This window comes from Saccharothrix xinjiangensis, assembly GCF_039527585.1.
Lineage (GTDB): Bacteria > Actinomycetota > Actinomycetes > Mycobacteriales > Pseudonocardiaceae > Actinosynnema > Actinosynnema xinjiangensis.
The window spans coordinates 814,016-838,166 of the sequence record NZ_BAAAKE010000001.1; the positions used below are offsets into that span (position 1 = coordinate 814,016).

The following is a 24,151-nucleotide window of genomic DNA, read 5'->3' on the forward strand; positions in this document are numbered from 1 at the left end:
TGGGCGCTCCCTGCCGATCGGGGCGGTCAGAGGAGCTGACCGGTCCGCACGACGGTGAGGACGACCAGCAGCAGGACCGCGGCGGCCACCGCGGCGACCTGGTAGGTGTTCCGGTTCTGCCGGGGCGCGTAGACCAGGCCCGCCGCCACCGCCGCGCCCACGACCAGGCCGCCGAGGTGGCCCAGCAGCGAGATGCCCGGCAGGGTGAAGCTGAGGACGATGTTCAGGCCGATCACGCCGAGGGCCGGTCCGGCGTTGAGCCGGTGCCGCAGGACGGCCACCAGCATCGCGCCCATCAGGCCGTACACCGCGCCCGAGGCGCCCGCCACGAGCGTGTTGATCGCGCCGAACAGGTAGACCGCGACGCCGCCGCCGAGCAGGGACACCAGGTACACGGCGGTGTACCGCACCCTGCCGAACGCGGGTTCCAGGTCACGGCCGAGCACGTACAGCGCGATCATGTTCAGGCCGAGGTGCGCGGGCCCGTAGTGCAGGAACCCGGACGTCACCAGCCGCCACCACTCGTCGTACACCGCGACGGCCGGTGTCCACATCACCAGGTCGCCGAACAGCCGCGCGCCGCTGTTGGCCGCCAGGCTGCCCGCCTGCAACGCCGTGACCAGGTACATCAGCACGTTGACCGCGATCAGCACCGGGGTGACGACGAGCTTGCGGCCCGCGAACTCGGCGCCGGCGAACGTGCGCGGCCTGCGCACGGTGCGACTGCCCTCGTTCACGCAGTCGACGCACTGGTAGCCGACGGACGCCTCGCGCAGGCACTCCGGGCACGCCGGCCGTTCGCAGCGGGTGCACCGCAGGCCGGTGGCCCGGTCGGGGTGGCGCGCGCAGACCTGGGGTCCGGGCGGCGTCCCGATCGGGTCACCGGGCGGCGGGGTGATCGGCGAGTCGGCCACTCAGGCTCGCTCGATCGAGACCTTCTGGATCACCACGTCGGTCACCGGGCGGTCGCCGGAGCCGGTCGGGGTGCGGCCGATCGCGTCCACGACGTTGCGGGACTCCTGGTCGGCGACCTCGCCGAAGATCGTGTGCTTGAAGTTCAGCCACGTGGTCGGCGCGACCGTGATGAAGAACTGGGAGCCGTTGGAGTTGGGGCCGGCGTTGGCCATGGCCAACAGGTACGGCTTGTTGAACTGGAGCTCCGGGTGGAACTCGTCGGCGAACTTGTAACCGGGGCCGCCGCGGCCGGTGCCGGTCGGGTCGCCGCCCTGGAGCATGAAGCCCGAGATCACCCGGTGGAAGATCGCGCCGTCGTAGAACGGGCCCGACGACTCGCCCTTGGCGTTCGACTCGGTGTAGTCCTTGGTGCCCTCCGCCAGACCGACGAAGTTGGCCACCGTCTTGGGGGCGTGGTCGGGGAACATCGTGATGCGGATGTCTCCCTGCGAGGTGTGCAGGGTCGCCGTCACCTTGGTCCCGACGAACGATTCGTTGCTGTCAGCCACTCACCCATCGTGCCATCACCGGGCGAGGTGGTTGGGGAAGGGGCAGGATGGGTATTGCCTCGACGGGAACTGACCGACAGCTTCTGGAGCGCGATATGGATGAGGTGGACGCCATGACCCGGGCAGGGGAGCGAGCCGGGGAGTCGGTCGGCAAAGCGGTGCGCGCGGTTCGCCTCGGTGCGGTCCGCGCAGGTCACGCCGGTGCGGGTGCCGCCGTCCAGCTCGCGGAACGAGCCGAGGGCGCACTCGCCGAGCGCGGTGTGACCAGGGACTACGTCCGCGGTGTCGTCGCCGACAAGGCCGGTGTGCTGGTGGAGAAGGCCGAGGAGGTCGAGAAGTCGACCCGCCGGAGCCGCAAGCAGCTCGCCAAGCGCGCCAAGGTCGTCCGCAAGGACCTCGCCAAGGCGACCGAGCGGGCCCGCAAGGAGGCCAAGGTGCGCGCGAAGGACGTGCGCAAGGCCGCCGAGCAGGCGCGCAAGGAGCTGGCCGCGGCCAAGGCGCCCCGGCGTCGTCGCTGGCCGTGGGTGCTGGGCGCGTTCGCCGCCGCCGCGGTGGCCGGCTACCTCGCCCTGACCAAGCGCCCGCAGGAGGTGCACCTGGAGGAGGAGGTCGTGGAGACCACGACCGAGACCAACGGGACCACCCCCGCGGAGCCCGTGCAGCCGCACGCGGCCCGCAACGGCCAGGTCTCCGACCGCAGCCGCAGCTGACCGACCGGTTTCATCGCGCCCGCCTGTCGACAGGCGGGCGCGAAGCCGTGCCTAGAGACCGAGGTTGGCCACGACCTGCTTGACGACCTTGCGCGCCTTGATCGTCTGCTTCTGGTTGCTGGTCACCACCACGGCGCTGCCGCCCTTGGACACCGCGTAGACCGCGCCCTCGTCGGACGTGAGCGACCCGCCCTCCCAGCCGGCGGGTTCCGTCGCCGGGTTGGAGTCGGCGACCGGCGCGGCCCGGTCGACCACGGCCTCCGCCGCCTCCGGGCCGCCCTCGAACACCCAGACGGACAGCTGCACCTCGGTCGCGTTCGCGTAGAAGAAGCAAGCCGGGTTGGGCTGGTCGGCGGACAACCGAACCTTCCGCACCAGCTGCCCGTTCGCCTCCTGCACGAACGGGGTGCCCAGGTACGGGCACTGGCCGTCGACGGCGGGCTCCGGCGCGGGCGGGGGCCCGGCGGGCGCGTTCGAGGTGGTGGTCGTGGTGCTCGTGGGCGTCGGAGCAGCCACGGGCTCGTCCGCGCCGCAGGCGGTGACCGCGCCGACGAACAGCAGGGACGGCAGTGCGGTGAGCAGCAGTCGGTTCATAGGGCCGCCAGTCAACCAGATGGGCCCTCATGGAATCGACAGGGTGACCACCTAGGCACGCAACGTCAGGTTGGTTAGCGTGTTAATACCCTGCCGGCCGCCCCTGCTGTGAAGGACTGAGTTCGCATGAACGTTCTTCTTGACCGCGGTCGCGACCACGCCATCGCCGTCTTCCGGATCGTCGTCGGCGTGTTGTTCATGTGCCACGGAGCGCAGAAGCTGTTCGGCGTGCTGGGGTCCAAGGGTGCCGTGTCGATCACCGACTGGCCGTCCGGCCCGGCCGGTCTGATCGAGTTCGTCGGTGGCGCGATGATCGTCATCGGTCTCGGCACCCGGGTCGCAGCGCTGATCTCTTCAGGCGCGATGGCCTACGCGTACTTCGTGGTTCACCAGCCCGCCGGGCTCCTGCCCATCCAGAACAAGGGCGAGCTGGCCGCGGTGTACTCGTGGGTGTTCCTGCTGCTGGCGTTCACCGGTCCCGGCTCCTGGGCCGTCGACAACGTGATCGCCGCCCGCAAGCAGGAACGGGCACCGCTCGTGGGCGCGAACGCCTAGGGCAGAGGCACAGGACGAGGGCCCGCACCCAGCGGCATTGGGTGCGGGCCCTCACCCCTTCACCGCCCACTTCCCGAGCGTCCAAGACGTGGGACGGATGACGGGGTCACATCCAGTAAAACACGACAAACCCCCGTGATCCCCATCACCCCCGCCGAAGTCGCCAAAGCGCCCCACCAAGGCGCCACGACCCGGCACCAACGCACGACACGAAAGCCCCAGCCACCGAGACCACTCACACGCGCACGACATCGGGGGGTCGGGGGGCGAAGCCCTTCCAGGCGGGGCGCGGGGGTCGCACCCCGCACAACACGAAGAGGCGAGGCGGCTCGCGCTTTCCGCGAACCGCCTCGCCTATCGTCGAGTGGAGACGAGGGGAATCGAACCCCTAACCCCCGCCTTGCAAAGGCGGTGCTCTGCCAATTGAGCTACGTCCCCCTCACGAGGGGCGGCAGATCAACCGCCCTCGCGGGTCAGCTGGTGGGAGCGGTGGCCTCGCGCCACAGGTCCGCGTCAGCCTTGGCCGAGCGGGACCGGTTGACGAAGAACAAGACCGCACCGGCAACCGCAACGAGCGCGATGATCTTCTTCACGGCGATTCCCCTCTGCATGCCTGTGACACTTCCGGTGGGCCTAGGAGGACTCGAACCTCCGACCTCTTCGTTATCAGCGAAGCGCTCTAACCGTCTGAGCTATAGGCCCTTGGAGCAACGACGAGAACTTTACCGCACTCCCCATCGCGGCTCCAAAACGGGTGGTCACTCGCGTTCGGACAGCGTGACCTCCAGCCCGCCGGCCAGGTCGGCGGACACGTTGTAGACGAACGAGCCGACCGTCGCCAGGGCCGTGAGCAGCACGATGTTCACCGCGCCCACGATCGCCGCCACGCCGAACACGCGACCGGCGCTGATCAACGGGTCGCCGCTGGGCTCGTTGCCCTGGAGCAGGTCGTTGGCGGTGTTGTTGATCTTGTCCCACACGCCCATGCCGTTCAGCACGCCGTACAGCACGCCGACCGCCACCAGCCACACGAAGAACAGCGCCACGCTCAGCACCAGCGCCAGCTTCAGCACCGACCAGGGGTCGACCCGCTTCACCTGGAGGCTCGCCCGCCGCGGACCGCGACCGGGGCGGCGCGCCGACGACGCCGGGGCCTGCGGCCTGCCGGCGGCGCCACCCAGGTTCACCTGGGTGCGCGACGTCGACGCGCCCGGCGCCACCGGCCGCGCCACGGACACCGTGTCCGGGTCCGTCGACGGGTAGCCGGGCTGGGCGCCCGGGTTCTCCGGCAACCGCACCGACACCGTCGGCTGGTCGTCCGCACCGGCCACCAGGTCGGCGGGACCGACCTGCTGGGCCTCGCCGTACTGGTTCTCGCTGGTCACCCGCTGCCACGGCGGCGGCGCGGAGGTGTGGTGGTCGTCCTTCTCCCCCGCTTTCTCCCCGGCCCCGTCCTTGGTGTCCCCGGCCGGGGAGGACTGCTCGGACGTCCCCGAGGCGTCGGCCACCGGTTGCTCGGCGACGTTCGCCGGTGTCACCCCGTCATCTGGACGGGTGATCACCGCTGTCTTGTCCTCTTGCTTCTCGGGTGGAGTCACGAGCAGTCCTCAACCTCTCGTTCGCGCGCTAGTTGACGGGGTCGGCCTGGTCAACCTGACCATCGTCACCACTGGTGACGTCGGTGGGCTCATCGGCGTTGCGCGCCACCGCGATCAGGGTGGTCCCTTCGCCGAGGTTCATCAACCGCACACCCTTCGTCTGCCGACCCGCCTTGCGCACCTCCTTCGCGCTGGTCCTGATGACCCCACCCGAAGAGGTGATCGCGTACAGCTCGTCGTCGACGTCGACGATGAGCGCGCCGACAAGCCTCCCACGCCTGCGGTCGTGCTGGATGGTGAGCACACCCTTGCCACCACGACCTTGAACGGGGTAGTCCTCGATCGGCGTGCGCTTGGCGTACCCACCGTCGGTGGCCACCAAAACAAACAGCCCCTCTTGGACGACACCCACCGACAGCAGCTCGTCACCGCTGTTGAAGCGCATGCCCAGCACGCCCGAGGTGGCCCGGCCCATCGGCCGCAGCGCCTCGTCGCTCGCGTGGAACCGGATCGACTGGCCGTCCGCCGAGATCAGCTGGAGGTCGTCGTCGGCCGAGCACAGCACCGCGCCGACCAGCTCGTCGTCGTCGCGCAGGTTGATGCCGATCAGGCCACCGGACCGGTTCGAGTCGAAGTCCGACAGCTTCGACTTCTTGACCAGGCCCTTCTTCGTCGCCAGCACCAGGTAGGGCGCCACCTGGTAGTTCTTGATCTGGATGACCTGGGCGATCTCCTCCTCCGGCTGGAACGCCAGGAGGTTGGCCACGTGCTGACCGCGCGCGTTGCGGTTGGCCTCGGGCAGCTCGTACGCCTTCGCCCGGTACACCCGACCCTTGTTCGTGAAGAACAGGATCCAGTCGTGCGTCGAGCACACGAAGAAGTGCTGCACGATGTCGTCCTGCTTGAGCTGCGCGCCCTGCACGCCCTTGCCGCCGCGCTTCTGCGAGCGGTACAGGTCGGTCTTCGTGCGCTTCGCGTAACCCGTGCGAGTGATCGTCACGACGACGTCCTCGACCGCGATCAGGTCCTCCAGCGACACGTCGCCGTCGAACGGCACGATCTTGGTGCGCCGGTCGTCACCGTGCTTCTCCACGATCGCCGTCAGCTCCTCGCGCACGATCGCGCGCTGCCGCTCCGGCTTGTCGAGGATGTCCTTCAGGTCCGCGATCTCGACCTCGATCTCGGCCAGCTGGTCGACGATCTTCTGCCGCTCCAGGGCCGCCAGGCGCCGCAGCTGCATCTCCAGGATCGCGTTGGCCTGGATCTCGTCGACGTCCAGCAGCTCCATCAGGCCGGTCCGCGCCGACTCCGGCGTGGGCGACCGGCGGATCAGCGCGATCACCTCGTCGAGGTGGTCGAGCGCCTTGACCAGGCCGCGCAGGACGTGGGCCCGCTCCTCGGCCTTGCGCAGCCGGTACCGCGTGCGCCGGACGATGACCTCGATCTGGTGCTTCACGTAGTGGCGGATCATCTGGTCCAGCCGCAGCGTGCGCGGCACGCCGTCGACCAGGGACAGCATGTTCACGCCGAACGAGTACTGGAGCTGGGTGTGCTTGTAGAGGTTGTTCAGCACCACCTTGGCCACCGCGTCCCGCTTGAGCGTGACCACGATGCGCATTCCGGCGCGGCGGTTCGACTCGTCGGCGATGTTGGCGATGCCGGTCAGCTTGCCGTCCCGGACGAGGGTGGCGATGTTCTCCACCAGGTTGTCCGGGTTGACCTGGTAGGGCAGCTCGGAGACGACCAGGATGGTCCGCCCCTTGGCGTCCTCGTCGATCTCGACGACCGCGCGCATCTTCACCGAGCCGCGGCCGGTGCGGTAGACGTCCTCGATGCCCGCGTTGCCCAGGATCTGGCCGTAGGTCGGGAAGTCGGGCCCCTTGACCCGCTGGATCATGGCCTCCAGCGTCTCCTCGTCGGAGGCCTCGGGGTTGTCCAGCGCCCACACCACGCCGGCCGCCACCTCGCGCAGGTTGTGCGGCGGGATGTTGGTCGCCATGCCGACCGCGATGCCGGAGCTGCCGTTGATCAGCAGGTTCGGCACGCGCGACGGCAGGACCGTCGGCTCCTGGATGCGACCGTCGTAGTTGTCGCGGAAGTCGACGGTGTCTTCCTCGATGTCGGCCAGCATCTGCATGGCCAACGGGGTGAGGCGGCACTCGGTATATCGCATGGCGGCTGCCGGGTCGTTGCCCTGGGAGCCGAAGTTGCCCTGGCCGTCGATCAGCGGGTACCGCATGGACCACGGCTGGGCGAGGCGGACCAGCGCGTCGTAGATCGCCGAGTCGCCGTGCGGGTGGTAGTTGCCCATCACGTCGCCGACGACGCGGGCGCACTTGTTGTAGCTGCGGTCCGGGCGGAAGCCGGAGTCGAACATCGAGTACAGCACGCGCACGTGGACGGGCTTGAGGCCGTCGCGCACGTCGGGCAGGGCTCGGCCGACGATCACGCTCATCGCGTAATCGATGTACGAGTTCTGCATCTCCTGCTGGATGTCGCGCGGCTCGGTCCGGTCCTCGCCGGCAGGGGGCAGCGTCGTCTCGCTCACAATCGCACTTCCTTCAACAGGGCCGGGGAGGTGGGTCAGACGTCGAGGAACCGCACGCCCTTGGCGTTGCGGGTGATGAACGACCGGCGGGCTTCGACGTCCTCGCCCATCAGCACGCTGAACAGCTCATCGGCCGCGGCGGCGTCGTCCATCGTCACCTGGAGCAGGACCCGGTTGGCGGGGTCCATGGTCGTCTCCCACAGCTCTTCGGCGTTCATCTCGCCGAGGCCCTTGTAGCGCTGGATGTTGTCTTCCTTGCCGATCTTCTTGCCCGCGGCGAGGCCCTGCTGCATCAGGCCGTCGCGCTCGCGGTCGGAGTAGGCGTACTCCGGTTCGACGCGCTGCCACTTGATCTTGTAGAGGGGCGGCTGGGCCAGGTAGACGTGGCCGTGCTCGATCAGCGGGCGCATGAAGCGGAACAGCAGGGTGAGCAGCAGGGTGCGGATGTGCTGGCCGTCGACGTCGGCGTCGGCCATCAGCACGATCTTGTGGTAGCGCAGCTTCGACAGGTCGAAGTCCTCGTGGATGCCGGTGCCCATCGCGGTGATCAGCGACTGGACCTCGTTGTTCTTCAGCACGCGGTCGATGCGCGCCTTCTCCACGTTGATGATCTTGCCGCGGATCGGCAGGATCGCCTGGAACATGGAGTCCCGGCCCTCCTTCGCCGAGCCGCCCGCGGAGTCGCCCTCCACGATGTAGAGCTCGCACTCCTCCGGGTTGGTGGAGCGGCAGTCCTTGAGCTTGCCGGGCAGGCCGCCGATGTCGAGGGCGCCCTTGCGGCGGACCAGCTCGCGGGCCTTGCGGGCGGCGATGCGCGCCTGGGCGGAGGACACGGCCTTGGTGACGATCGTCCTGGCCTCGTTGGGGTGGCGCTCGAACCAGTCGGCCAGGTGCTCGTTGGTCGACTTCTGCACGAACGACTTGGCCTCGCTGTTGCCCAGCTTGGTCTTGGTCTGGCCCTCGAACTGGGGCTCCTTGAGCTTGACCGAGATGATCGCGGCCAGGCCCTCGCGGATGTCGTCGCCGGTGAGGTTGGAGTCCTTCTCCTTGAGCAGCTTCTTGTCGCGCGCGTACTCGTTGACCACCCGGGTCAGCGCGGCGCGGAAGCCCTCCTCGTGGGTGCCGCCCTCGTGGGTGTTGATCGTGTTGGCGAAGGTGTAGACCGACGGCGTGTAGCCGGTGTTCCACTGCATCGCGACCTCGACCTCCAGGTCGTCGCCCCTGACCTCGAACGAGACGACCTTCTGGTGGACGGCCTCGCGCGTGTGGTTGAGGTGGCGGACGAAGTCCTCCAGGCCGCCCGGGTAGTGGAAGGTGCGCTCGCGCACGGCGGCCACGTGGCCCTCGGCGTCGGCCTCCTCGTCGGCCTCCTGCACCCGCTCGTCGCGCAGGATGATCGTGAGGCCCTTGTTGAGGAAGGCCATCTCCTGGAGGCGCCGGGAGATCGTCTCGATGTTGTACTCGGTGGTCTCGAAGATCTCCGGGTCGGCCCAGAACGTGATCGCGGTGCCGGTGTCGGAGGTCGGCTCGCCCTTGCTCAACTCGTGCGCCGGCTTGCTCCGCTCGAAGCGCTGGTTCCACGTGAAACCTTGGCGCTTGACCTCGACGTCCACCGCCGTGGACAGCGCGTTCACCACCGAGATGCCGACGCCGTGCAGACCGCCGGACACCGCGTAGGAGTCGCTGTCGAACTTGCCGCCGGCGTGCAGCTTGGTCAGCACGACCTCCAGCGTGGGCCGCTTCTCGACCGGGTGCATGTCGATCGGGATGCCGCGGCCGTCGTCGATGACCCGGACGCCGCCGTCGGCCAACAGGGTCACGTCGACCACGGTGGCGTGACCGGCCATCGCCTCGTCGACGGAGTTGTCCACGACTTCCTGGATCAGGTGGTGCAGACCGCGCTCGCCGGTCGAGCCGATGTACATGCCCGGCCGCTTGCGGACTGCCTCCAAGCCCTCCAGGACGGTGATCGAGGACGCGCTGTACTCATTCTTGGCTGCCACGGGCCTGGTGTCTCCTCAAGACTTCAAAGCGACTTAAGACCGTCGCCGGGGCGAACGCAGTGCTTGCGCTACCCCTTGATTCTACCGGGGCGGACCGACAAAAACGCATCGAGGACACCCCTGGCTTCCTCACAGACGGCCCGAACCGGAGACCCACGGGGCCGACCGGCCGCCTGCGGGGTGAAAATCGGCTGGTGAGCGCTCATCGCGCCACAGGATCGCCGCTGCGGGACTGGCGGAGGTCACCCGTAGGTGTCACGTGGTCCGCGGCCGGGCACGTGCCTGGGGCCGAAGCGCCAGTTCGGCGCCGCCGGGCCCTGCACCTTCAACCGCTTGACCACGCCGTCGCCGATGCCCGCGGCGATGCGCTTGAGCAGCTCGCGCTGGAGCAGCCGCAGCTGGGTGGCCCACGCCGTGGAGTCGGCCTGGACGGTCAGCTCGCCGTCCTCGAACGCCACCGGCCGGGCGTGCTCGGCGACGTCCTCGCCGACGAGCTTCGCCCACCGGCCGAACACCTGGCCGGCGGCGAGCCGCTCGGCCCAGCCGCGGTCGGAGGCGATCCGGGACGCCAGCCTGCCCAGCGGCTGCGGGTCGCGGTCGTCCGGTCCGGGCCCCGACCAGCGACGGCGGCGGCGGGCGGCCGCGTTCCGGGAGCCCTTGCGGACACCGCGCACACCGCGCTCCTTGGCCGACGCGCGGGCGGCCTCCAGGGCGGCGCGGGCGAGGTCGGAACCCCGCAACCCACCCTCTTGAGGGACCGAACCTGTGGATATGTCCGATTCCACCCGAGAGTTATCCACACCATCCACAGGTTTGTCCCCAGATGTGTACCCACTCACATCCATTCGGGTGACATCGTCAGGCACGGCGCACCTCCCCGTGGTCAACCGCGAAGCGCAGCCCCTCCAGCTCCTCGGGCACGTCCTCCTCGACCGCGGCGGTGATCAGCACCTGCTCCGCGGCGGCCGCCACCTTCGCCAGCTGCCGCCGCCGGCCGCGGTCCAGCTCGGCGAACACGTCGTCCAGCACCAGCACCGGCTCGGCGCCCTCGGCGCGCAGCAGCTCGTACCCGCCCAGCCGCAGCGCCAGCGCGAACGACCACGACTCGCCGTGGCTCGCGTAGCCCTTCGCGGGCAGGTCGCCGAGCGCCAGGTCCAGGTCGTCGCGGTGCGGCCCGACCAGGCACACGCCCCGCTCCACCTCCTGCGACCGCACCCGGTGCAGCTCCGCCAGCAGCGCGTCCTCCAGCACCTCCCGGTCGTGCGAGCCGGGGAACGCCTCGCCCAGGCTCGACCGGTACGCGATGCGGGCGGGCCGCGACTCCGGCGCCACCTCCGCGTACGCCGCGGCCACGTGCGGCGAGATGTCCGCCACCAGGTCCAACCGGGCGGCCAGCAGCTCCGCGCCGTGCCGCGCCAGGTGCCCGTCCCACACGTCCAGCGTGGCGCCGTCCGCGCCGCGCACCGCGCGCATGCTCTTCAGCAGCGCGCCCCGCTGCTTGAGGACCCGCTCGTAGTCGCTGCGCACACCGGCGTAACGAGGCGCGCGGGTCGTCAGCAGCTCGTCCAGCAACCGCCGCCGCTCGCCGGGGTCGCCGCGCACCAGCGCCAGGTCCTCCGGCGCGAACAGCACCGTGCGCAGGATCCCCAGCACGTCGCGCGGCCGGGGCACCGGGCCGCGGTTGACCCGCGCCCGGTTCGCCCGACCCGGCGTGACCTCCAGCTCGACCAGCAGCTCGCGCCCCTCGTTGACCACCGCCGTCCGCACCACCGCGCGGGACGCGCCGTGCCTGACCAGCGGCGCGTCCGTGGCCACCCGGTGCGAACCCAGGGTGGCCACGTAGCCGAGCGCCTCGACCAGGTTCGTCTTGCCCTGGCCGTTGCGCCCGACCAGCACGCTCACCCCGGGCTCGAACGCCAGGTCCGCGTGCTCCCACGACCTGAAGTCGGTGACCTGGAGGTGCCGGACGTACAACGGTCAGCTCTGGGTGGAGCCGGAACCGGAGGAGGGACCGGCGACCTGCACGGCGTGCCCGCCGAACTGGTTGCGCAGCGCCGCCACCGCCCGCATCGCGGGCGAGTCGTCCTGGCGCGACGCGAACCTGGCGAACAGCGCGGCGGAGATCACCGGCGCGGGCACCGCGTGGTTGATCGCCTCCTCCACCGTCCACCGGCCCTCGCCGGAGTCCTCGACGTGACCGCGCAGGTCGTCCAGCTCCGGGTCGGACTCCAGCGCGCGGACCAGCAGGTCCAGCAGCCAGGAGCGGACGACCGTGCCGCGCTGCCACGCCTTGATCGTGGCCGGCACGTCCTGCACCAGGTCGGAGGCCTCCAGCAGCTCGAAGCCCTCCGCGTACGCCTGCATCAGGCCGTACTCGATGCCGTTGTGCACCATCTTCGCGAAGTGGCCCGCGCCGACCGGCCCGGCGTGCGCGAAGCCCTGCTCGCGCGGGCCCTCCGGGCGCAGCGCGTCGAAGATCGGCACGGCCCGCTCCACGTGCTCGGGCTCGCCGCCGACCATCAGGCCGTAGCCGTTCTCCAGGCCCCACACGCCGCCGGACACGCCGCAGTCCAGGTAGCCGACGCCCTTGGCGCCCAGCGCCTCGGCGTTGTGCTTGTCGTCGGTGAACCGCGAGTTGCCGCCGTCGATGACGAGGTCGCCCTCGTCCAGCAGGTCGCCCAGTTCGGCGATGGTCTGCCGGGTGATGTCGCCGGCGGGCACCATCACCCACACCACGCGCGGCGCGCTGAGCCTGCCGACCATGTCGGCGAGCGAGTCGGCGTCGGTGACTTCGGGGTTGCGGTCGTAGCCGACCACCTCGTGCCCGGCGCGGCGGATCCGCTCGCGCATGTTGAAGCCCATCTTGCCGAGGCCCACGAGTCCGAGCTGCACGGTCGTTGTCTCCCCTACGTCTGTTTGGTGATCAGCCGGGCAGGCGCACGGGCATCAGCAGGTAGAGGTATCCGGGCGCCACGTTCCCATCTTCGTCCACCGGCTTGAGGAGCGCGGGCCGGCTGGGTGTGGTGAAGGACAAGTGCGCCCTCGGCGTGCGCACCGCCTGGAGGCCCTCCAGCAGGTACGCCGGGTTGAACGCGATGGTCACCGCGTCGCCGGTGTACTCCACCGGCAGCTCCTCCTCGGCGCTGCCCTCGTCGTCGCCGCCCGCGGACAGGCGCAGGCCCGCGTCCACGAACTCCAACCGGACCTGCGTGCCGCGCTCGGCGACCAGCGACACGCGCTTGATCGCCTGCACCAGCGCGTCGACCTCGATCACCGCGGCGGACGAGTGCTCGGTGGGCAGCAGCTGGCGGTACTTGGGGAAGTCGGCGTCGAGCAGGCGCGTGGTCGTGCGGCGCTTGGCGCCGGACAGGCCCAGCAGCCCCTCGTTGCCCAGCGACAGCTCCACCTTCGCGCCGGACGCGCCCAGCGTCTTCGCGGCGTCGTTGAGGGTCTTGGCCGGGACCAGGACGGCGACCTCGCCCAGCGACTCGTTCGGCTCCCACGGGAACTCGCGCATGGCGAGCCGGAAGCGGTCGGTCGCGACCAGGGTCAGCTTGCCCTCGCCGATCTCCAGGCGGACGCCGGTCAGCATCGGCAGCGTGTCGTCCTTGCCCGCCGCGACCGCGACCTGGGAGACGGCCTCGCCGAACACCTCGCCCGGCAGCTCACCCGCGAGCTGCGGCATGGTCGGCAGCTGCGGGTAGTCCTCGACCGGCATGGTCGGCAGGGAGAACCGGGCGCTGCCGCACGAGATCGTCATCCGCGAGCCGTCCACCGCGATCTCCACCGGGTGGTTCGGCAGCGCCTTGGTGATGTCGGCCAGGAGCCGACCGGACACGAGCGCCTTGCCGCCGTCCGCGATGGTCGCCGGGACACCGCACTGCGCGGACACCTCGTAGTCGAACCCGGAGACGGTCAACGCGTCCCCCGAGCCGTCCTCCGCCCCGGCGTCGAGCAGCACGCCACCGAGCACAGGCACCGGCGGCCGCGACGGCAGGCTGCGGGCGACCCAGGCGACGGCGTCGGCCAGCCCGTCGCGCTCGACGCGGATCTTCATGAGGGGGTCCTTCCTCAGGTCGGCATGAGCGGCAACAGCACGTGTTGCGGTGGGGGGTTGGGGAGCCGCGTCCCTCGCGGGTCGGTGCCGAACCGGTCCGACCCTCGGTGCGGAGGTCCCACCGTAGAGCGTCGAGGCGCTGTTCGTCACCTCGGGTCCGCCCGGGGCGGAGCCGGTGTCCCCGGGGCCTGTTTTTGATTTGTTCACTTCTTCAAGGGAAGACAACAGCAACAGCAGTAGGGGCTGTGGATTGTGTGGACAACTCCCGTTCTCGCTGCTCGTCGCCCACTTGGAGGTGTGGACGAACACGGGTGGTCACCCGGGGACAAGTCGGCGTCCCCGGGGAGAACTACCGAGGTGCTCCGTTCGGTCCACAGGAAGGCCGAGTTGTCCCCGGGTTAATCCCCGGGTGTGGGCCGAGTTCTCCCCGGGTGCTGCACAGGGTGATCGTGGCGCGGATCTCCCCCGGCGGGGCGGGTGACCAGGCCTGTGGACAACTCGAACCCGCTGGTTCAGCGGCTGTTCGCCGTCGCGGCCCAGGGTGCCGACCTGGGGAGACGGGCTTGACGGCCTTGGCTGGCGGGACCGCCCGTTCCGATCGGGTGGTTGTCGCGGGAGGGCCCGCGAACGCCCGGAACACCCGGGTGCGGAGGGGGTCGGGCGGGGGTCGCGGCGCCCGCACCCGGGTGTGGACGGGGCGCCGGCGGCCGGTTCGGCGCGCCCCGGGTGCGGGCCGGCGGTTCCCCGGGTGCGGCGGGCGGCACCCGGGGACGGCGGCACCCGGGTGCGGGAGGGGTGCGGGTGCGCGCGGGGCGGGGGCGAGGGGATGCCGGAGGGAGACGCGGGAGGTTCGCGGCGGGCGGCTCGGGCTCGGTGGGCGTCGGGCGGTGGGCGTCGGGCGTCGGGCAGAGCGCTCGGTGGGCGGGGCGACGGCGGGCTCGGCGGCTCGGTTGGTTCAGCGGCTCGGTGGGCCCGGTCGGCGGCAGCGGGCAGCGGGCTCGGCAGGCAGTGGGAGTGGCGGCGCGGTGGCCCTCGGATCAGTCCACAGGCCGACTGTTCCTCGACGCGAAATGTCGGTGGTGCGTGGTTGGCTTGATTCCAGGGGGACCCCCTCGCGCGGGGACCCCTGCGAAGCGCGGCGTGCCGGGGGGCGCGTGCTGGGGGCGTGCCGGAGGGCGGAGCGCAGGGGCGATGTGCGAGGGGGCGATGTGCCGGGGCGGCGTGCCTGGCAGGTGTGTGCCGGACGGGGATGTTGCGGACGGGGGTGCCGGACAAGAGGGGGCCCGGTACGCGAAGAGCCCGCCGTTGCCGGCGGGCTCAGGGGTGCGTCGGGGGTGCGTCAGCGACGGGCGCGGGACGAGAGAGGCCTCAGGGGGTGTGGCGCGCCCGCTGCTTGATGCGCGAGGTCAGCTCCTGCACCTGCTCGTACACGCGCCGCCGCTCGGCCATCTCCTTGCGGATCTTCTTGTCGGCGTGCATGACCGTCGTGTGGTCGCGCCCGCCGAACGTCTGGCCGATCTTCGGCAGCGACAGGTCCGTCAGCTCGCGGCACAGGTACATGGAGATCTGCCGCGCCTGCGCCAGCACCTTGGTCTTGCCCGGCCCGCACAGGTCGTCGATCGACACGCTGAAGAACTCGGCCGTGACCGCCATGATCGTCGGCGCGGTGATCTCCGGCGCGTGCGAGTCCGGCATCAGGTCGCGGAGCACTATCTCGGCCAGCTGCACGTCCACCGGCTGCCGGTTGAGGGAGGCGAACGCCGTCACGCGGATCAGCGCGCCCTCCAGCTCCCGGATGTTCCGCTCGATCCGCGCCGCGATGAACTCCAGCACCTCGGCGGGCGCGGCGAGCCGGTCCTGGGCGGCCTTCTTCCGCAGGATCGCGATCCGCGTCTCCAGCTCGGGCGGCTGGATGTCGGTGATCAGGCCCCACTCGAACCGGGTGCGCAGCCGGTCCTCCAGGGTCTCCAGCCGCTTCGGCGGCCGGTCGGAGGACACCACGATCTGCTTGTTGGAGTTGTGCAGCGTGTTGAACGTGTGGAAGAACTCCTCCTGCGTGCCTTCCTTGCCCTCCAGGAACTGGATGTCGTCGACCAGGAGCACGTCGATGTCCCGGTAGCGGCGCTGGAAGGCGACCTTGCGGTCGTCGCGCAGGGAGTTGATGAAGTCGTTGGTGAACTCCTCCGTCGACACGTACCGCACGCGCATTCCGGGGAACAGCCGCTGCGCGTAGTGCCCGACGGCGTGCAGCAGGTGCGTCTTGCCCAGCCCGGACTCGCCCCAGATGAACAGCGGGTTGTACGCGCGGGCGGGCGCCTCGGCCACGGCCACCGCCGCCGCGTGGGCGAAGCGGTTGGACGCGCCGATGACGAAGGTGTCGAAGTTGTACTTCTCGTTCAGCCGGGTCTGCGAGGCCACCGGGTTGGCGGGCCGGGTGTACGGGGTGCCGCTCGGCGCGGACGGCTGACCGCCGCCGAACGTGGGCCAGATCTCGTTGACGGCGGCCAGCGCCTCGGCCTGCTCGTCGACCTCCTCGCCCTCGCCCTCGGTCTCACCGTCGGCCTCGCCGTCGACGCCCGGCAGCGGCGCGCCGTTCGCGACGGGCACCGGCACGGGGTTGCCGGGCATGGCTCCCACGGGCATGGCGCCCATGGACATGGTCGGACCGGGCACGGGCGGACCCGGCACCACGCCGCCGAGGCCCGGCATGACGCCGGGCACGCGGGTCGGGGTGTGCACCGGGATCGGCGCGGTCACGGGGTCGGGCGAGTCGACCTTCACCGCCAGCGACACGGCCCGCCCGAGGCGGCGGGACAGGGCGGCGGTGATGGGCTCGCGCAGCGCGCGCTCGATCGCCTCCTTGGCGAAGTCGCTCGGCGCGGCCAGCAGCGCGGTGCCGTCGAGCAGCCCGATCGGTCTTGTCACGCGCATCCAGGCGCGTTGCTGCGGGGACAGCGTGCTGGCGGCCAACTCCTGCACGACCTGCTCCCACACGAAACCCAGGTCGGTGTGGTCGGACACCTCCGCGCTCCCCTCCTCTCGGTGACTGCCCCGCGGTCGGTCCCCGGGGACTTCCACGACGTGGACACGGAGAATAGAGGCATCCACAGAGTTATCCACAACTGTGCACGAACGCGCGTCGGAGCGCAGCGGCTCCCCCCGTTGCTTCCCGAGCACCTTGTGGCGTGCGGTGGCCTTCGCGCCGGCCCGCACCTCCCGGCGAAGGCAGCACGCTAACAAGGGTGCGGCCCGTGCCACAAGACGTGCTGCGCCGCAAGTGTTTTACGTGCCCGTTCAGCTCGGGTTCGGCGGCGGTTCGGCGTTCGCCCACCGCGCGGCCGGCACCCGTTACGGTGGTGGGGCGCACCCGGGTGCGACCCCGATTTGGACCCCGCCCCCGGGGCTGCGTACCCTCGTACTCGTCTCCCGCTCGCGCGGAGCGCTGCTTCGCGCGCCTTGAACATTAGGCAGGGGACGACCACAGACCTGCTTGGCAGTTAAGCACCGGGAGTCCGACCGTGAGCAAGGGTAAGCGCACCTTCCAGCCCAACAACCGCCGCCGTGCCAAGACCCACGGCTTCCGGCTGCGCATGCGCACCCGTGCCGGTCGCGCCATCCTGGCGGCGCGCCGCAGCAAGGGCCGCAAGCAGCTGTCCGCCTGATCGCCGCAGAGCCGTGCTGCCCGCGGCCAACCGGCTGACCCGCAGCCAGGACTTCGGCCTGGTGGTCCGCCGGGGCCGCCGGGCCGGCAGGCCTCGGCTGGTGGTGCACGTCCTGTCGCCCGCCCAGGTCCCGGCGGGCACGAGCACGTCGGCGCAGCCCACCTTGGAACCCTCCAAGGTGGGCTTCGTCGTGAGCAAGGCCGTGGGCAACTCCGTGGTGCGGCACCGGGTGAGCCGCCGGTTGCGCCACGTGGTGCGCGATCGGCTGAACCTCCTCCCGCCCGGAACTTCGCTGGTGGTCCGAGCGTTGGCACCGTCGGCCGACGCGAACAGCGCCGAGCTCGGCCGCGACCTCGACGCGGCGCTGCGCAAGGTGCTGCGATGACGACCTCCCCGGCGGGCCCCGCCGCGCGAGCGCTGCTGCTCCCGGTCCGCTTCTACCGGAGGTTCATCTCCCCCGCGCTGCCCCCGACCTGCCGTTTCCACCCCACCTGCAGCGCGTACGCGGTGGAGGCGCTGACCGTCCACGGCGCGCTGCGCGGTTCCTGGCTGACCCTTCGCCGGCTGGGCCGCTGCGGCCCCTGGCACCCTGGTGGCCTGGACCCGGTTCCGCCCAGACGGGACGCGGTCCCCGACCTTCCTGCCGAGGAGTAGCTAGTGCTCAACTTCATCTACTACCCGGTGTCCTTCATCCTGTGGTGTTGGCACTGGGTGTTCGGCCACATCTTCGGCGAGTCGAGCGGGTTCGCGTGGGCGCTGGCCGTGGTGTTCCTGGTCTTCACGCTGCGCGCCCTGCTGTTCAAGCCGTTCGTCGGCCAGGTGCGGTCGATGCGGAAGATGCAGGAGTTCGCGCCCGAGCTCCAGAAGATCAAGAAGAAGTACGGCAACGACCGCCAGCGCCAGGCGCAGGAGATGCAGAAGCTCCAGGCCGAGCACGGCGTGAACCCGCTGGGCGGCTGCCTGCCGATGCTGGTGCAGATCCCGGTGTTCATCGGCCTGTTCCACGTGCTGCGCTCGTTCCGGCCCGGCTGGGGCGAGGTCTACTTCTTCGACGCGGACGGCGTGAAGTCCTTCGTCGAGGCCAAGCTGTTCGGCGCCAACCTGTCGACGTTCATCACCATGGACGCCGCGGAACTGGCGAAGTTCGCGACCGAGCGCAACGCGGTGCTGCTGGTCTCGATCCCGCTGATGATCATCGCGTCGATCGCCACGCACTTCACCGCCCGGCACTCGGTGGCGCGGCAGACGCAGGCCGCGACGGACAACCCGCAGACCGCCATCATGAACAAGCTGACGCTCTACATCTTCCCGGTGGGCGTCCTCGTCGGTGGCCTGTTCTTCCCCGTCGCGATCCTGCTGTACTGGCTGAGCAACAACGCGTGGACGCTGGGCCAGCAGTACTTCGTGTACCACCGCATCGACCGCGAGGAAGAGGCGAAGAAGGTCGAGGCGACCGCGCAGCGCCAGGCGCTCGCCCCCAAGCCGGGGCAGAAGCCGAAGCCGGGCGCCAAGCCCCAGCCCGGCGCGAAGCCGCAGCCCGGGGCCAAGCAGGGCCCGGACGAGCAGGCCGCCGCCGAGCCGCCGACCCAGCAGGACGCGTCGGGCGGGTCCACCGGGACCGCCAAGCCGTCCACCGAAGTTCCCGGTCTGAGCCCAGGCCGATCCGCGGGCAAGAAGCAGGGCAACAAGAAGCGTCGTTGACCCTGGAGAGGAGACATCGTGTCGGAGACGTTGCAGGCGGCCGACGTGGACGCGCCGGAGGCCGGGCAAGCACCGGCGGCGCGGTCGGGGAACTCGGAGGACCTGCTCGTCCAGGAGGGCGACATCGCGGGGGACTACCTCGAACGGCTGCTCGACCTGCTCGACTACGACGGCGACATCGACCTGGACGTCGAGGCCGGTCGGGCGATCGTCAGCATCGACGGCGGTGACGACCTGGAGAAGCTGGTCGGTCCGCGTGGCGCCGTGCTGGAGTCGCTGCAAGAGCTGACCCGGCTCGCCGTGCAGCAGGAGACGGGCGTGCGCAGCCGGCTCATGCTGGACGTCGCCGGGTGGCGCGCGGGTCGTCGGGCCGAGCTGGCCGAGCTGGGCCGCACCACGGCGGAGAAGGTGGCGTCGACCGGCGAGAAGGTGCGGTTGCAGCCGATGACGCCGTTCGAGCGCAAGGTCGTGCACGACGCCGTCGCCACGGTGGCGGGCGTGCACAGCGAGAGCGAGGGCGAGGAGCCGCAGCGCCGCGTGGTGGTGCTGCCGAAGCCCTGAGCGGGCTCACGCGACAGAGTTCCGGAAGGCCCCGGTTCCCCGATGGGGAGCCGGGGCTTTGTGGTGTTCGGGGTCCGGGTGGTCGGCGGGTTCGTGGCGGGTGGCGGGTGGCCGGTGGTGCGAGCGGCGGCGGAAGTTCACCTGGCCGAGTGGTTTTCGCTGACCGGTCGGTGGTGACCATGTGGCTGCCGCGACGCCGGACCCGTCAGCGCACGACCACGAGGTACCGCTCGTCCGCCACCTCGCGCCCCCACAGCGCCGGGTCGACCAACCGCCGCACCTCCGCCTGACGCTCCCCCGCCGGCTGCTCCCCCGCCGGCTGCTCCTCCACCAGCGCCAGGCACTCGTCCGCCGTCAGCCCGGCGCCGGTCGACCAGCGGCCCTCGACGAGCAGCAGCCGCCCGCCCGGCTTCAGCAGCGCCCGCCACCGCTCCAGCGCGGCGGCCGGGTCGGGCAGCGCCCACAGCACGTGCCGCGCGAGCACCACGTCGAACGTCCCCGGCGGCCACGGCGGAGCCGACGCGTCCCCCTGGCGGAACTCGACGCCGGGCGCCTTCGCCCGCGCCGCCTCGACCATCCGCCCGGACAGGTCCAGCCCGCGCACCTCGTACCCCGCCCCGGCCACGAGGGCGGACAGGCTCCCGGTGCCGCACCCGAGGTCCGCCACCGACGCGGGCGCGGGCGGCAGCAGTGGCAGGAGCAGGTCCGCCCACGCCTGGCGCACGGCCGGCGAGCGCAGCCCGTGGTCCGGTTCCTCGTCGAACGCCGCCGCCTGGTCGTCCCAGAACCGCCGTGCGGCGAACGCGCCCAGCCACGCCCGCTGCTCGTCCGTCTCCGGCACGTCCCGCCCGCGCGCCTCCGCGATCGCCTGCCACGCCGCCTCCGGTGACGCGCCGTCCAGCACGAGCAGCGCGGCGGCCACCAACGACGACCGCCCGATGCCGCCCCAGCAGTGCACGAGCACGTGCCGCCCGGCCCTCATGGCGGCCAGCACCTCGTCCAGCACCGCGTCCAACCCCGGCTCCGCCGCGGGCACGCCGAAGTCCGGGATCGGCACCCGGTGGAACGCCATGCCGGCGTCGCGCGCCTCCTCCTCCGCGTCGACCAGCTCCAGCTCCGCCAGCTCGTCCGGCGTCAGCGCGCAGACGATCACGCCGACGCCCGAGGCGGCCAGCCTGCGGAGGTGCCGGAGGTCGCGCGGGTGCCCCATGGTGCTCAGCGCCCCCGGTCGGATCGCGTACATCGCACATCCCTTCCCCTCGCCGCGTTTCACGTGAAACGGTCGCGGCATGAGCGAGATCATCCGCCGGCTCCGCGTCGCCGCCTACGCCGTGATCATCGACGACGACCGCATGCTGCTGTCGCGCTGGCGCGGGCCGGACGGTCCCCGGTGGATCCTGCCCGGCGGCGGGGTCGACCACGGCGAGGACCCGTACGACGCGGTGATCCGGGAGGTCTTCGAGGAGACCGGCTACCACGCGGCGGTCGACCGGCTGCTCGGCATCCAGAACCTCCACGGCCCGCTGTCGATCCGGGACGTCGAGTACGACTACCACCGCATCCGGATCATGTACGAGGCGCGCGTGGTCGGCGGCGAGCTGACCTTCGAGGTGGGCGGCTCGACCGACCAGGCGGCGTGGTTCCCGCTCGACGAGGTGCCCGGCCTCGACCCCGTCGACTCGGTCCGCTACGCCCTCGCCCTCCTGCGGTCGTCCCCCGCCGGCGGGCGGATCGCCGGTTCCACGTGAAACGCCGCGTCGGTTTCACGTGGAACCGGCGCGGCGATGACAGGTTTCACGTGAAACGCCGCAGACTCGCCGTGGCGGTTTGGCGTGTCGCCGGGTTGATCCGTCATAGTGGGCACCGGCACATCTCGCGGGGCGCGCCGCCCGCCGACGAGATGCCGACCCCCGTCAACCGCACCGAAGGCGCGTGCGGTTTCACGTGAAACACCCCGGATGGAGTCATGGCCGAAGAGGTGGAAGACCGCGCGAAGCGGGTGTTCGGTGACCACTACGAGAAGGCCGCCGCTTTCGCGGCCCTGCTCACCGAGCACGGCGTCGAGCGCGGTTTGATCGGTCCCCGCGAGGTCGACCGCCTCTGGGAGCGCCACCTCCTCAACTCGGCCGTCATCGCGGAGCTGCTCCCCGAGGGGAGTCGCGTCGTGGACGTGGGCTCGGGCGCGGGACTGCCGGGTCTCCCCCTGGCGATCGCGCGGCCGGACCTCGACCTCACCCTCCTGGAGCCGATGGTCCGCCGGGTGGCGTGGCTGACCGAGTGCGTCGAGGCGCTCGGGCTGGACGTCACCGTGCTCCGCGGTCGGGCCGAGGAGGGGCCGGTGCGCGACCGGCTGTCCGGCAGCGATGTCGTGACGGCCCGCGCGGTGGCCCCGCTCGACCGGCTCGCCGGGTGGTGCCTGCCGCTGCTGCGGCCGGGCGGTCGCCTGGTGGCCCTCAAGGGCGAGAGCGCCGAGGAGGAGCTGACCCGCGACGCCGAGGCGGTGCGCAGGGCGGGCGGTGTCCGACCCCGCGTCATCACCTGCGGTGGCGACGTGCTCGAACTGCCGACGACAGTCGTACTCGTGGAGCGCGACGACCAGGCGAGCGGCCGTGACGGCTCGCGTCGCAGAAGGAAGGATCGGTGACCGTGTACCCCGACCCCCTGCAACCGGTGTTCCGCGCGGCTGGTGTTCCACGTGAAACCGAGACGCGCGGTGTGGTGGGGGCAGGCGAAGTGCTCCGCTCTGCGAGCAACGTGAACCCGGTAAACAACGTGGACCCGGCAGGAGACAGCACCGTGTGGACTCCCATCGCGGAAGAAGCGGCACGCGCGACTCGCGTCCTCCACCCCGACTCGCTCCAACTCCCCCGCCCAACGCGCCGCCGCGTCTTCACCGTCGCGAACCAGAAGGGCGGCGTGGGCAAGACCACCAGCACGGTGAACCTGGCCGCCGCGCTGGCCATCCACGGGCTCAAGGTCCTCGTGATCGACCTCGACCCGCAGGGCAACGCGAGCACCGCGCTGGCCATCGAGCACCGCTCCGGCACGCCGTCGGTCTACGAGGTGCTCCTCGGCGAGATCTCCGTCGCCGAGGCGGCCCAGGTCAGCAACCAGTCACCCAACCTCTTCTGCGTGCCGGCCACGATCGACCTCGCCGGCGCGGAGATCGAGCTGGTGTCGATGGTGGCCCGCGAGTCCCGCTTGAAGGAGGCGCTGAGCCCCGAGGCGCTGGACCCGATCAAGCCGGACTACGTGTTCATCGACTGCCCGCCGTCGCTCGGCCTGCTGACCGTCAACGCGATGGTCGCCGCGCAGGAGGTGCTGATCCCGATCCAGTGCGAGTACTACGCGCTGGAAGGGCTGGGGCAGCTGCTGCGCAACATCGAGCTGGTCCAGGCGCACCTGAACCCGACGCTGAACGTGTCCACCATCCTGCTCACCATGTACGACGGCCGCACGAAGCTGGCCGACCAGGTGACCAGCGAGGTGCGCGGCCACTTCGGCGACACGGTCCTCAGGACGGTGATCCCGCGCAGCGTGAAGGTGTCCGAGGCGCCGGGGTTCGCCCAGACGGTGCTCACCTACGATCCCGGCTCACGGGGCGCGATGAGCTACCTGGACGCGGCACGCGAGATCGCCCTGTACGGCGCGGAGATGGGGTCGGCATGACGGAACAGCGCAAGGGTGGCCTCGGTCGAGGTCTCGCGGCCCTCATCCCGAGCGGTCCCCCGCCCGGCACACCGGCGCCTGCCCGGTCGGCGTCGAACGGCGGGTCGCCCACCCCTGTGCTCGACGCCACCTGGCCCGCGACGCCCCCGGCCCCCACCGGGGAGGTGGCCGGGGCGGTGTACCAGGAGCTGCCGGTCACCGCGATCCGCACCAACCCGAAGCAGCCGCGGCAGGTCTTCGACGACGAGGCGCTGCGCGAGCTGGAGCACTCCATCCGCGAGTTCGGGCTCATGCAGCCGATCGTGGTGCGGGCCACGGGGCCGGACGCCTACGAGCTCGTCATGGGCGAGCGGCGCTGGCGGGCGACCCAGCTGGCGGGCCTGAAGACGATCCCGGCGATCGTCCGGCAGACCGCCGACGACGTGATGCTGCGCGACGCGCTGCTGGAGAACATCCACCGCGTCCAGCTGAACCCCCTCGAAGAGGCGGCGGCCTACCAGCAGTTGTTGCAGGAGTTCGGCGTCACGCACGAGGAGCTGGCCGACCGCATCGGCCGCAGCCGCCCGGTGGTCACCAACACCATCCGGCTGCTGAAGCTCCCCCTCCCCGTGCAGCGGCGGGTGGCGGCGGGCGTGCTGTCCGCCGGGCACGCCCGCGCGCTGCTCGGCCTGGACGACCCGGGCGTGCAGGAGGAGCTGGCGACCCGGATCGTGGCGGAGGGCATGTCGGTCCGCGCGACCGAGGAGGCGGTGACCCTGGCCAAGGGCGCCGAGCCGGCCAAGGCGAAGCAGGCGCGGCGCAAGCCGATGCAGGCGCCGGGCCTCCAGGAGTTGGCCGAGCGGTTGTCGGACAACTTCGACACGCGGGTGAAGGTCGAACTGGGTCAGCGGAAGGGCCGGATCGTGGTCGAGTTCGGCTCCGTGGACGACCTGGAGCGGATCATCACGCTCATGTCGCCGGAAGCGGCAAATCGGACACGGACGGGCGACTAGGGATCACCCCAGGGTCTTATGTCACGGTGACGATTGCG

Annotated in this window: 22 protein-coding genes, 2 tRNA genes and 2 pseudogenes; 11 read left to right on the forward strand and 15 right to left on the reverse strand. The window is 71.1% G+C overall.

The window, feature by feature from the left end; all coding sequences use genetic code 11:
- Positions 1–26: 26 nt before the first annotated feature.
- Both ABD223_RS03885 and ABD223_RS03890 read right to left on the reverse strand, forming a co-directional pair.
- A complete protein-coding gene (locus tag ABD223_RS03885) occupies positions 27–914 on the reverse strand; it encodes a rhomboid family intramembrane serine protease (protein WP_380647329.1) in 888 nt (295 codons plus the stop codon).
- On the reverse strand, positions 915–1,463 hold the full coding sequence (locus tag ABD223_RS03890; protein WP_344034428.1) for a peptidylprolyl isomerase: 549 nt from the start codon (positions 1,461–1,463) through the stop codon (positions 915–917). It lies immediately after the preceding gene.
- Positions 1,464–1,576: 113 nt separating this feature from the next.
- On the opposite strand from ABD223_RS03890, the gene ABD223_RS03895 reads away from it, so the two are divergent.
- Positions 1,577–2,173: a hypothetical protein gene (locus ABD223_RS03895; RefSeq protein WP_344034429.1), complete on the forward strand. Its 597-nt coding sequence runs from the start codon at positions 1,577–1,579 to the stop codon at positions 2,171–2,173.
- A gap of 51 nt (positions 2,174–2,224) precedes the next feature.
- Here the strand turns inward: ABD223_RS03895 and ABD223_RS03900 are convergent, their stop codons facing one another.
- Positions 2,225–2,767, reverse strand: a complete 543-nt coding sequence (locus ABD223_RS03900) for a DUF2020 domain-containing protein (RefSeq protein WP_344034430.1) — start codon at positions 2,765–2,767, stop codon at positions 2,225–2,227.
- A gap of 126 nt (positions 2,768–2,893) precedes the next feature.
- On the opposite strand from ABD223_RS03900, the gene ABD223_RS03905 reads away from it, so the two are divergent.
- The gene (locus ABD223_RS03905) at positions 2,894–3,322 is read left to right on the forward strand and encodes a DoxX family protein (RefSeq protein ID WP_344034431.1); all 429 of its coding nucleotides are present in this window, start codon (positions 2,894–2,896) and stop codon (positions 3,320–3,322) included.
- A 365-nt stretch (positions 3,323–3,687) separates the two neighbouring features.
- Here ABD223_RS03905 and ABD223_RS03910 read toward each other — a convergent pair.
- The 11 genes and pseudogenes from ABD223_RS03910 to dnaA all read right to left on the reverse strand — a co-directional run bounded on the left by ABD223_RS03910 (position 3,688) and on the right by dnaA (position 16,549).
- Positions 3,688–3,760 (reverse strand) — tRNA-Ala (locus ABD223_RS03910).
- A gap of 41 nt (positions 3,761–3,801) precedes the next feature.
- A pseudogene (locus ABD223_RS03915) lies at positions 3,802–3,915 on the reverse strand (DLW-39 family protein); the annotation flags it as partial.
- Between the two features lie 35 nt (positions 3,916–3,950).
- Positions 3,951–4,024 (reverse strand) — tRNA-Ile (locus ABD223_RS03920).
- A gap of 56 nt (positions 4,025–4,080) precedes the next feature.
- Positions 4,081–4,920, reverse strand: a complete 840-nt coding sequence (locus tag ABD223_RS03925) for a DUF3566 domain-containing protein (protein WP_344034432.1) — start codon at positions 4,918–4,920, stop codon at positions 4,081–4,083.
- Between the two features lie 28 nt (positions 4,921–4,948).
- Positions 4,949–7,468: a DNA gyrase subunit A gene (gene gyrA, locus ABD223_RS03930; RefSeq protein ID WP_344034433.1), complete on the reverse strand. Its 2,520-nt coding sequence runs from the start codon at positions 7,466–7,468 to the stop codon at positions 4,949–4,951.
- 35 nt (positions 7,469–7,503) lie between these two features.
- Positions 7,504–9,471, reverse strand: coding sequence for a DNA topoisomerase (ATP-hydrolyzing) subunit B (gyrB, locus tag ABD223_RS03935; RefSeq protein ID WP_344034434.1), 1,968 nt, complete (start codon positions 9,469–9,471; stop codon positions 7,504–7,506).
- Positions 9,472–9,713: 242 nt separating this feature from the next.
- The gene (locus ABD223_RS03940; RefSeq protein ID WP_344034435.1) at positions 9,714–10,211 is read right to left on the reverse strand and encodes a DciA family protein; all 498 of its coding nucleotides are present in this window, start codon (positions 10,209–10,211) and stop codon (positions 9,714–9,716) included.
- A gap of 118 nt (positions 10,212–10,329) precedes the next feature.
- On the reverse strand, positions 10,330–11,445 hold the full coding sequence (gene recF / locus ABD223_RS03945) for a DNA replication/repair protein RecF (RefSeq protein WP_344034436.1): 1,116 nt from the start codon (positions 11,443–11,445) through the stop codon (positions 10,330–10,332).
- Between the two features lie 3 nt (positions 11,446–11,448).
- Positions 11,449–12,366 (reverse strand): annotated as a pseudogene (gene gnd / locus ABD223_RS03950) (phosphogluconate dehydrogenase (NAD(+)-dependent, decarboxylating)); the annotation flags it as partial.
- Between the two features lie 28 nt (positions 12,367–12,394).
- Positions 12,395–13,528 (reverse strand): DNA polymerase III subunit beta, encoded by a 1,134-nt coding sequence (gene dnaN, locus ABD223_RS03955; RefSeq protein ID WP_344034438.1) that lies wholly within the window; start codon positions 13,526–13,528, stop codon positions 12,395–12,397.
- A 1,368-nt stretch (positions 13,529–14,896) separates the two neighbouring features.
- Positions 14,897–16,549, reverse strand: a complete 1,653-nt coding sequence (gene dnaA, locus ABD223_RS03960; RefSeq protein ID WP_344034439.1) for a chromosomal replication initiator protein DnaA — start codon at positions 16,547–16,549, stop codon at positions 14,897–14,899.
- A 497-nt stretch (positions 16,550–17,046) separates the two neighbouring features.
- On the opposite strand from dnaA, the gene rpmH reads away from it, so the two are divergent.
- Genes rpmH through ABD223_RS03985 form a run of 5 tightly spaced genes read left to right on the forward strand, consistent with a single transcriptional unit; the run spans position 17,047 to position 19,452 of the window.
- Positions 17,047–17,190, forward strand: coding sequence for a 50S ribosomal protein L34 (gene rpmH, locus ABD223_RS03965; RefSeq protein WP_033428178.1), 144 nt, complete (start codon positions 17,047–17,049; stop codon positions 17,188–17,190).
- A 13-nt stretch (positions 17,191–17,203) separates the two neighbouring features.
- Positions 17,204–17,575: a ribonuclease P protein component gene (rnpA, locus tag ABD223_RS03970; RefSeq protein ID WP_344034440.1), complete on the forward strand. Its 372-nt coding sequence runs from the start codon at positions 17,204–17,206 to the stop codon at positions 17,573–17,575.
- Positions 17,572–17,844: a membrane protein insertion efficiency factor YidD gene (gene yidD, locus ABD223_RS03975; protein WP_344034441.1), complete on the forward strand. Its 273-nt coding sequence runs from the start codon at positions 17,572–17,574 to the stop codon at positions 17,842–17,844. Before rnpA ends, yidD begins: the two co-directional genes overlap by 4 nt.
- Before the next feature lie 3 nt (positions 17,845–17,847).
- The gene (gene yidC / locus ABD223_RS03980) at positions 17,848–18,891 is read left to right on the forward strand and encodes a membrane protein insertase YidC (protein ID WP_344034443.1); all 1,044 of its coding nucleotides are present in this window, start codon (positions 17,848–17,850) and stop codon (positions 18,889–18,891) included.
- 18 nt (positions 18,892–18,909) lie between these two features.
- Positions 18,910–19,452 (forward strand): Jag family protein, encoded by a 543-nt coding sequence (locus ABD223_RS03985; RefSeq protein ID WP_344034444.1) that lies wholly within the window; start codon positions 18,910–18,912, stop codon positions 19,450–19,452.
- A 205-nt stretch (positions 19,453–19,657) separates the two neighbouring features.
- Here ABD223_RS03985 and ABD223_RS03990 read toward each other — a convergent pair whose 3' ends face one another.
- Positions 19,658–20,695 carry a methyltransferase domain-containing protein gene (locus tag ABD223_RS03990; RefSeq protein ID WP_344034445.1) on the reverse strand — a complete coding sequence of 346 codons (1,038 nt, stop codon included), beginning with the start codon at positions 20,693–20,695 and terminating at the stop codon, positions 19,658–19,660.
- A gap of 46 nt (positions 20,696–20,741) precedes the next feature.
- Between ABD223_RS03990 and ABD223_RS03995 the strand changes: the two genes are divergently transcribed.
- From ABD223_RS03995 to ABD223_RS04010, 4 genes are all read left to right on the forward strand, one after another.
- Positions 20,742–21,200: an NUDIX hydrolase gene (locus ABD223_RS03995; protein WP_344034446.1), complete on the forward strand. Its 459-nt coding sequence runs from the start codon at positions 20,742–20,744 to the stop codon at positions 21,198–21,200.
- 218 nt (positions 21,201–21,418) lie between these two features.
- The gene (gene rsmG / locus ABD223_RS04000) at positions 21,419–22,096 is read left to right on the forward strand and encodes a 16S rRNA (guanine(527)-N(7))-methyltransferase RsmG (RefSeq protein WP_344034447.1); all 678 of its coding nucleotides are present in this window, start codon (positions 21,419–21,421) and stop codon (positions 22,094–22,096) included.
- 110 nt (positions 22,097–22,206) lie between these two features.
- Entirely contained in the window at positions 22,207–23,121 is a 915-nt protein-coding gene (locus ABD223_RS04005) for a ParA family protein (RefSeq protein WP_380647427.1), read from the forward strand.
- Positions 23,118–24,113: a ParB/RepB/Spo0J family partition protein gene (locus ABD223_RS04010; RefSeq protein ID WP_344034450.1), complete on the forward strand. Its 996-nt coding sequence runs from the start codon at positions 23,118–23,120 to the stop codon at positions 24,111–24,113. Before ABD223_RS04005 ends, ABD223_RS04010 begins: the two co-directional genes overlap by 4 nt.
- The last annotated feature ends 38 nt before the right edge of the window (positions 24,114–24,151 follow it).

Bases quoted from the DNA above. Each gene is read 5' to 3' on its own strand.
- ABD223_RS03895 (WP_344034429.1), top strand. From the start codon at position 1,577: ATGACCCGGGCAGGGGAGCGAGCCGGGGAGTCGGTCGGCAAAGCGGTG.
- ABD223_RS03900 (WP_344034430.1), bottom strand. From the start codon at position 2,767: ATGAACCGACTGCTGCTCACCGCACTGCCGTCCCTGCTGTTCGTCGGC.
- ABD223_RS03905 (WP_344034431.1), top strand. From the start codon at position 2,894: ATGAACGTTCTTCTTGACCGCGGTCGCGACCACGCCATCGCCGTCTTC.
- dnaN (WP_344034438.1), bottom strand. From the start codon at position 13,528: ATGAAGATCCGCGTCGAGCGCGACGGGCTGGCCGACGCCGTCGCCTGG.
- yidD (WP_344034441.1), top strand. From the start codon at position 17,572: ATGACGACCTCCCCGGCGGGCCCCGCCGCGCGAGCGCTGCTGCTCCCG.
- ABD223_RS03990 (WP_344034445.1), bottom strand. From the start codon at position 20,695: ATGTACGCGATCCGACCGGGGGCGCTGAGCACCATGGGGCACCCGCGC.
- ABD223_RS03995 (WP_344034446.1), top strand. From the start codon at position 20,742: ATGAGCGAGATCATCCGCCGGCTCCGCGTCGCCGCCTACGCCGTGATC.
- rsmG (WP_344034447.1), top strand. From the start codon at position 21,419: ATGGCCGAAGAGGTGGAAGACCGCGCGAAGCGGGTGTTCGGTGACCAC.
- ABD223_RS04010 (WP_344034450.1), top strand. From the start codon at position 23,118: ATGACGGAACAGCGCAAGGGTGGCCTCGGTCGAGGTCTCGCGGCCCTC.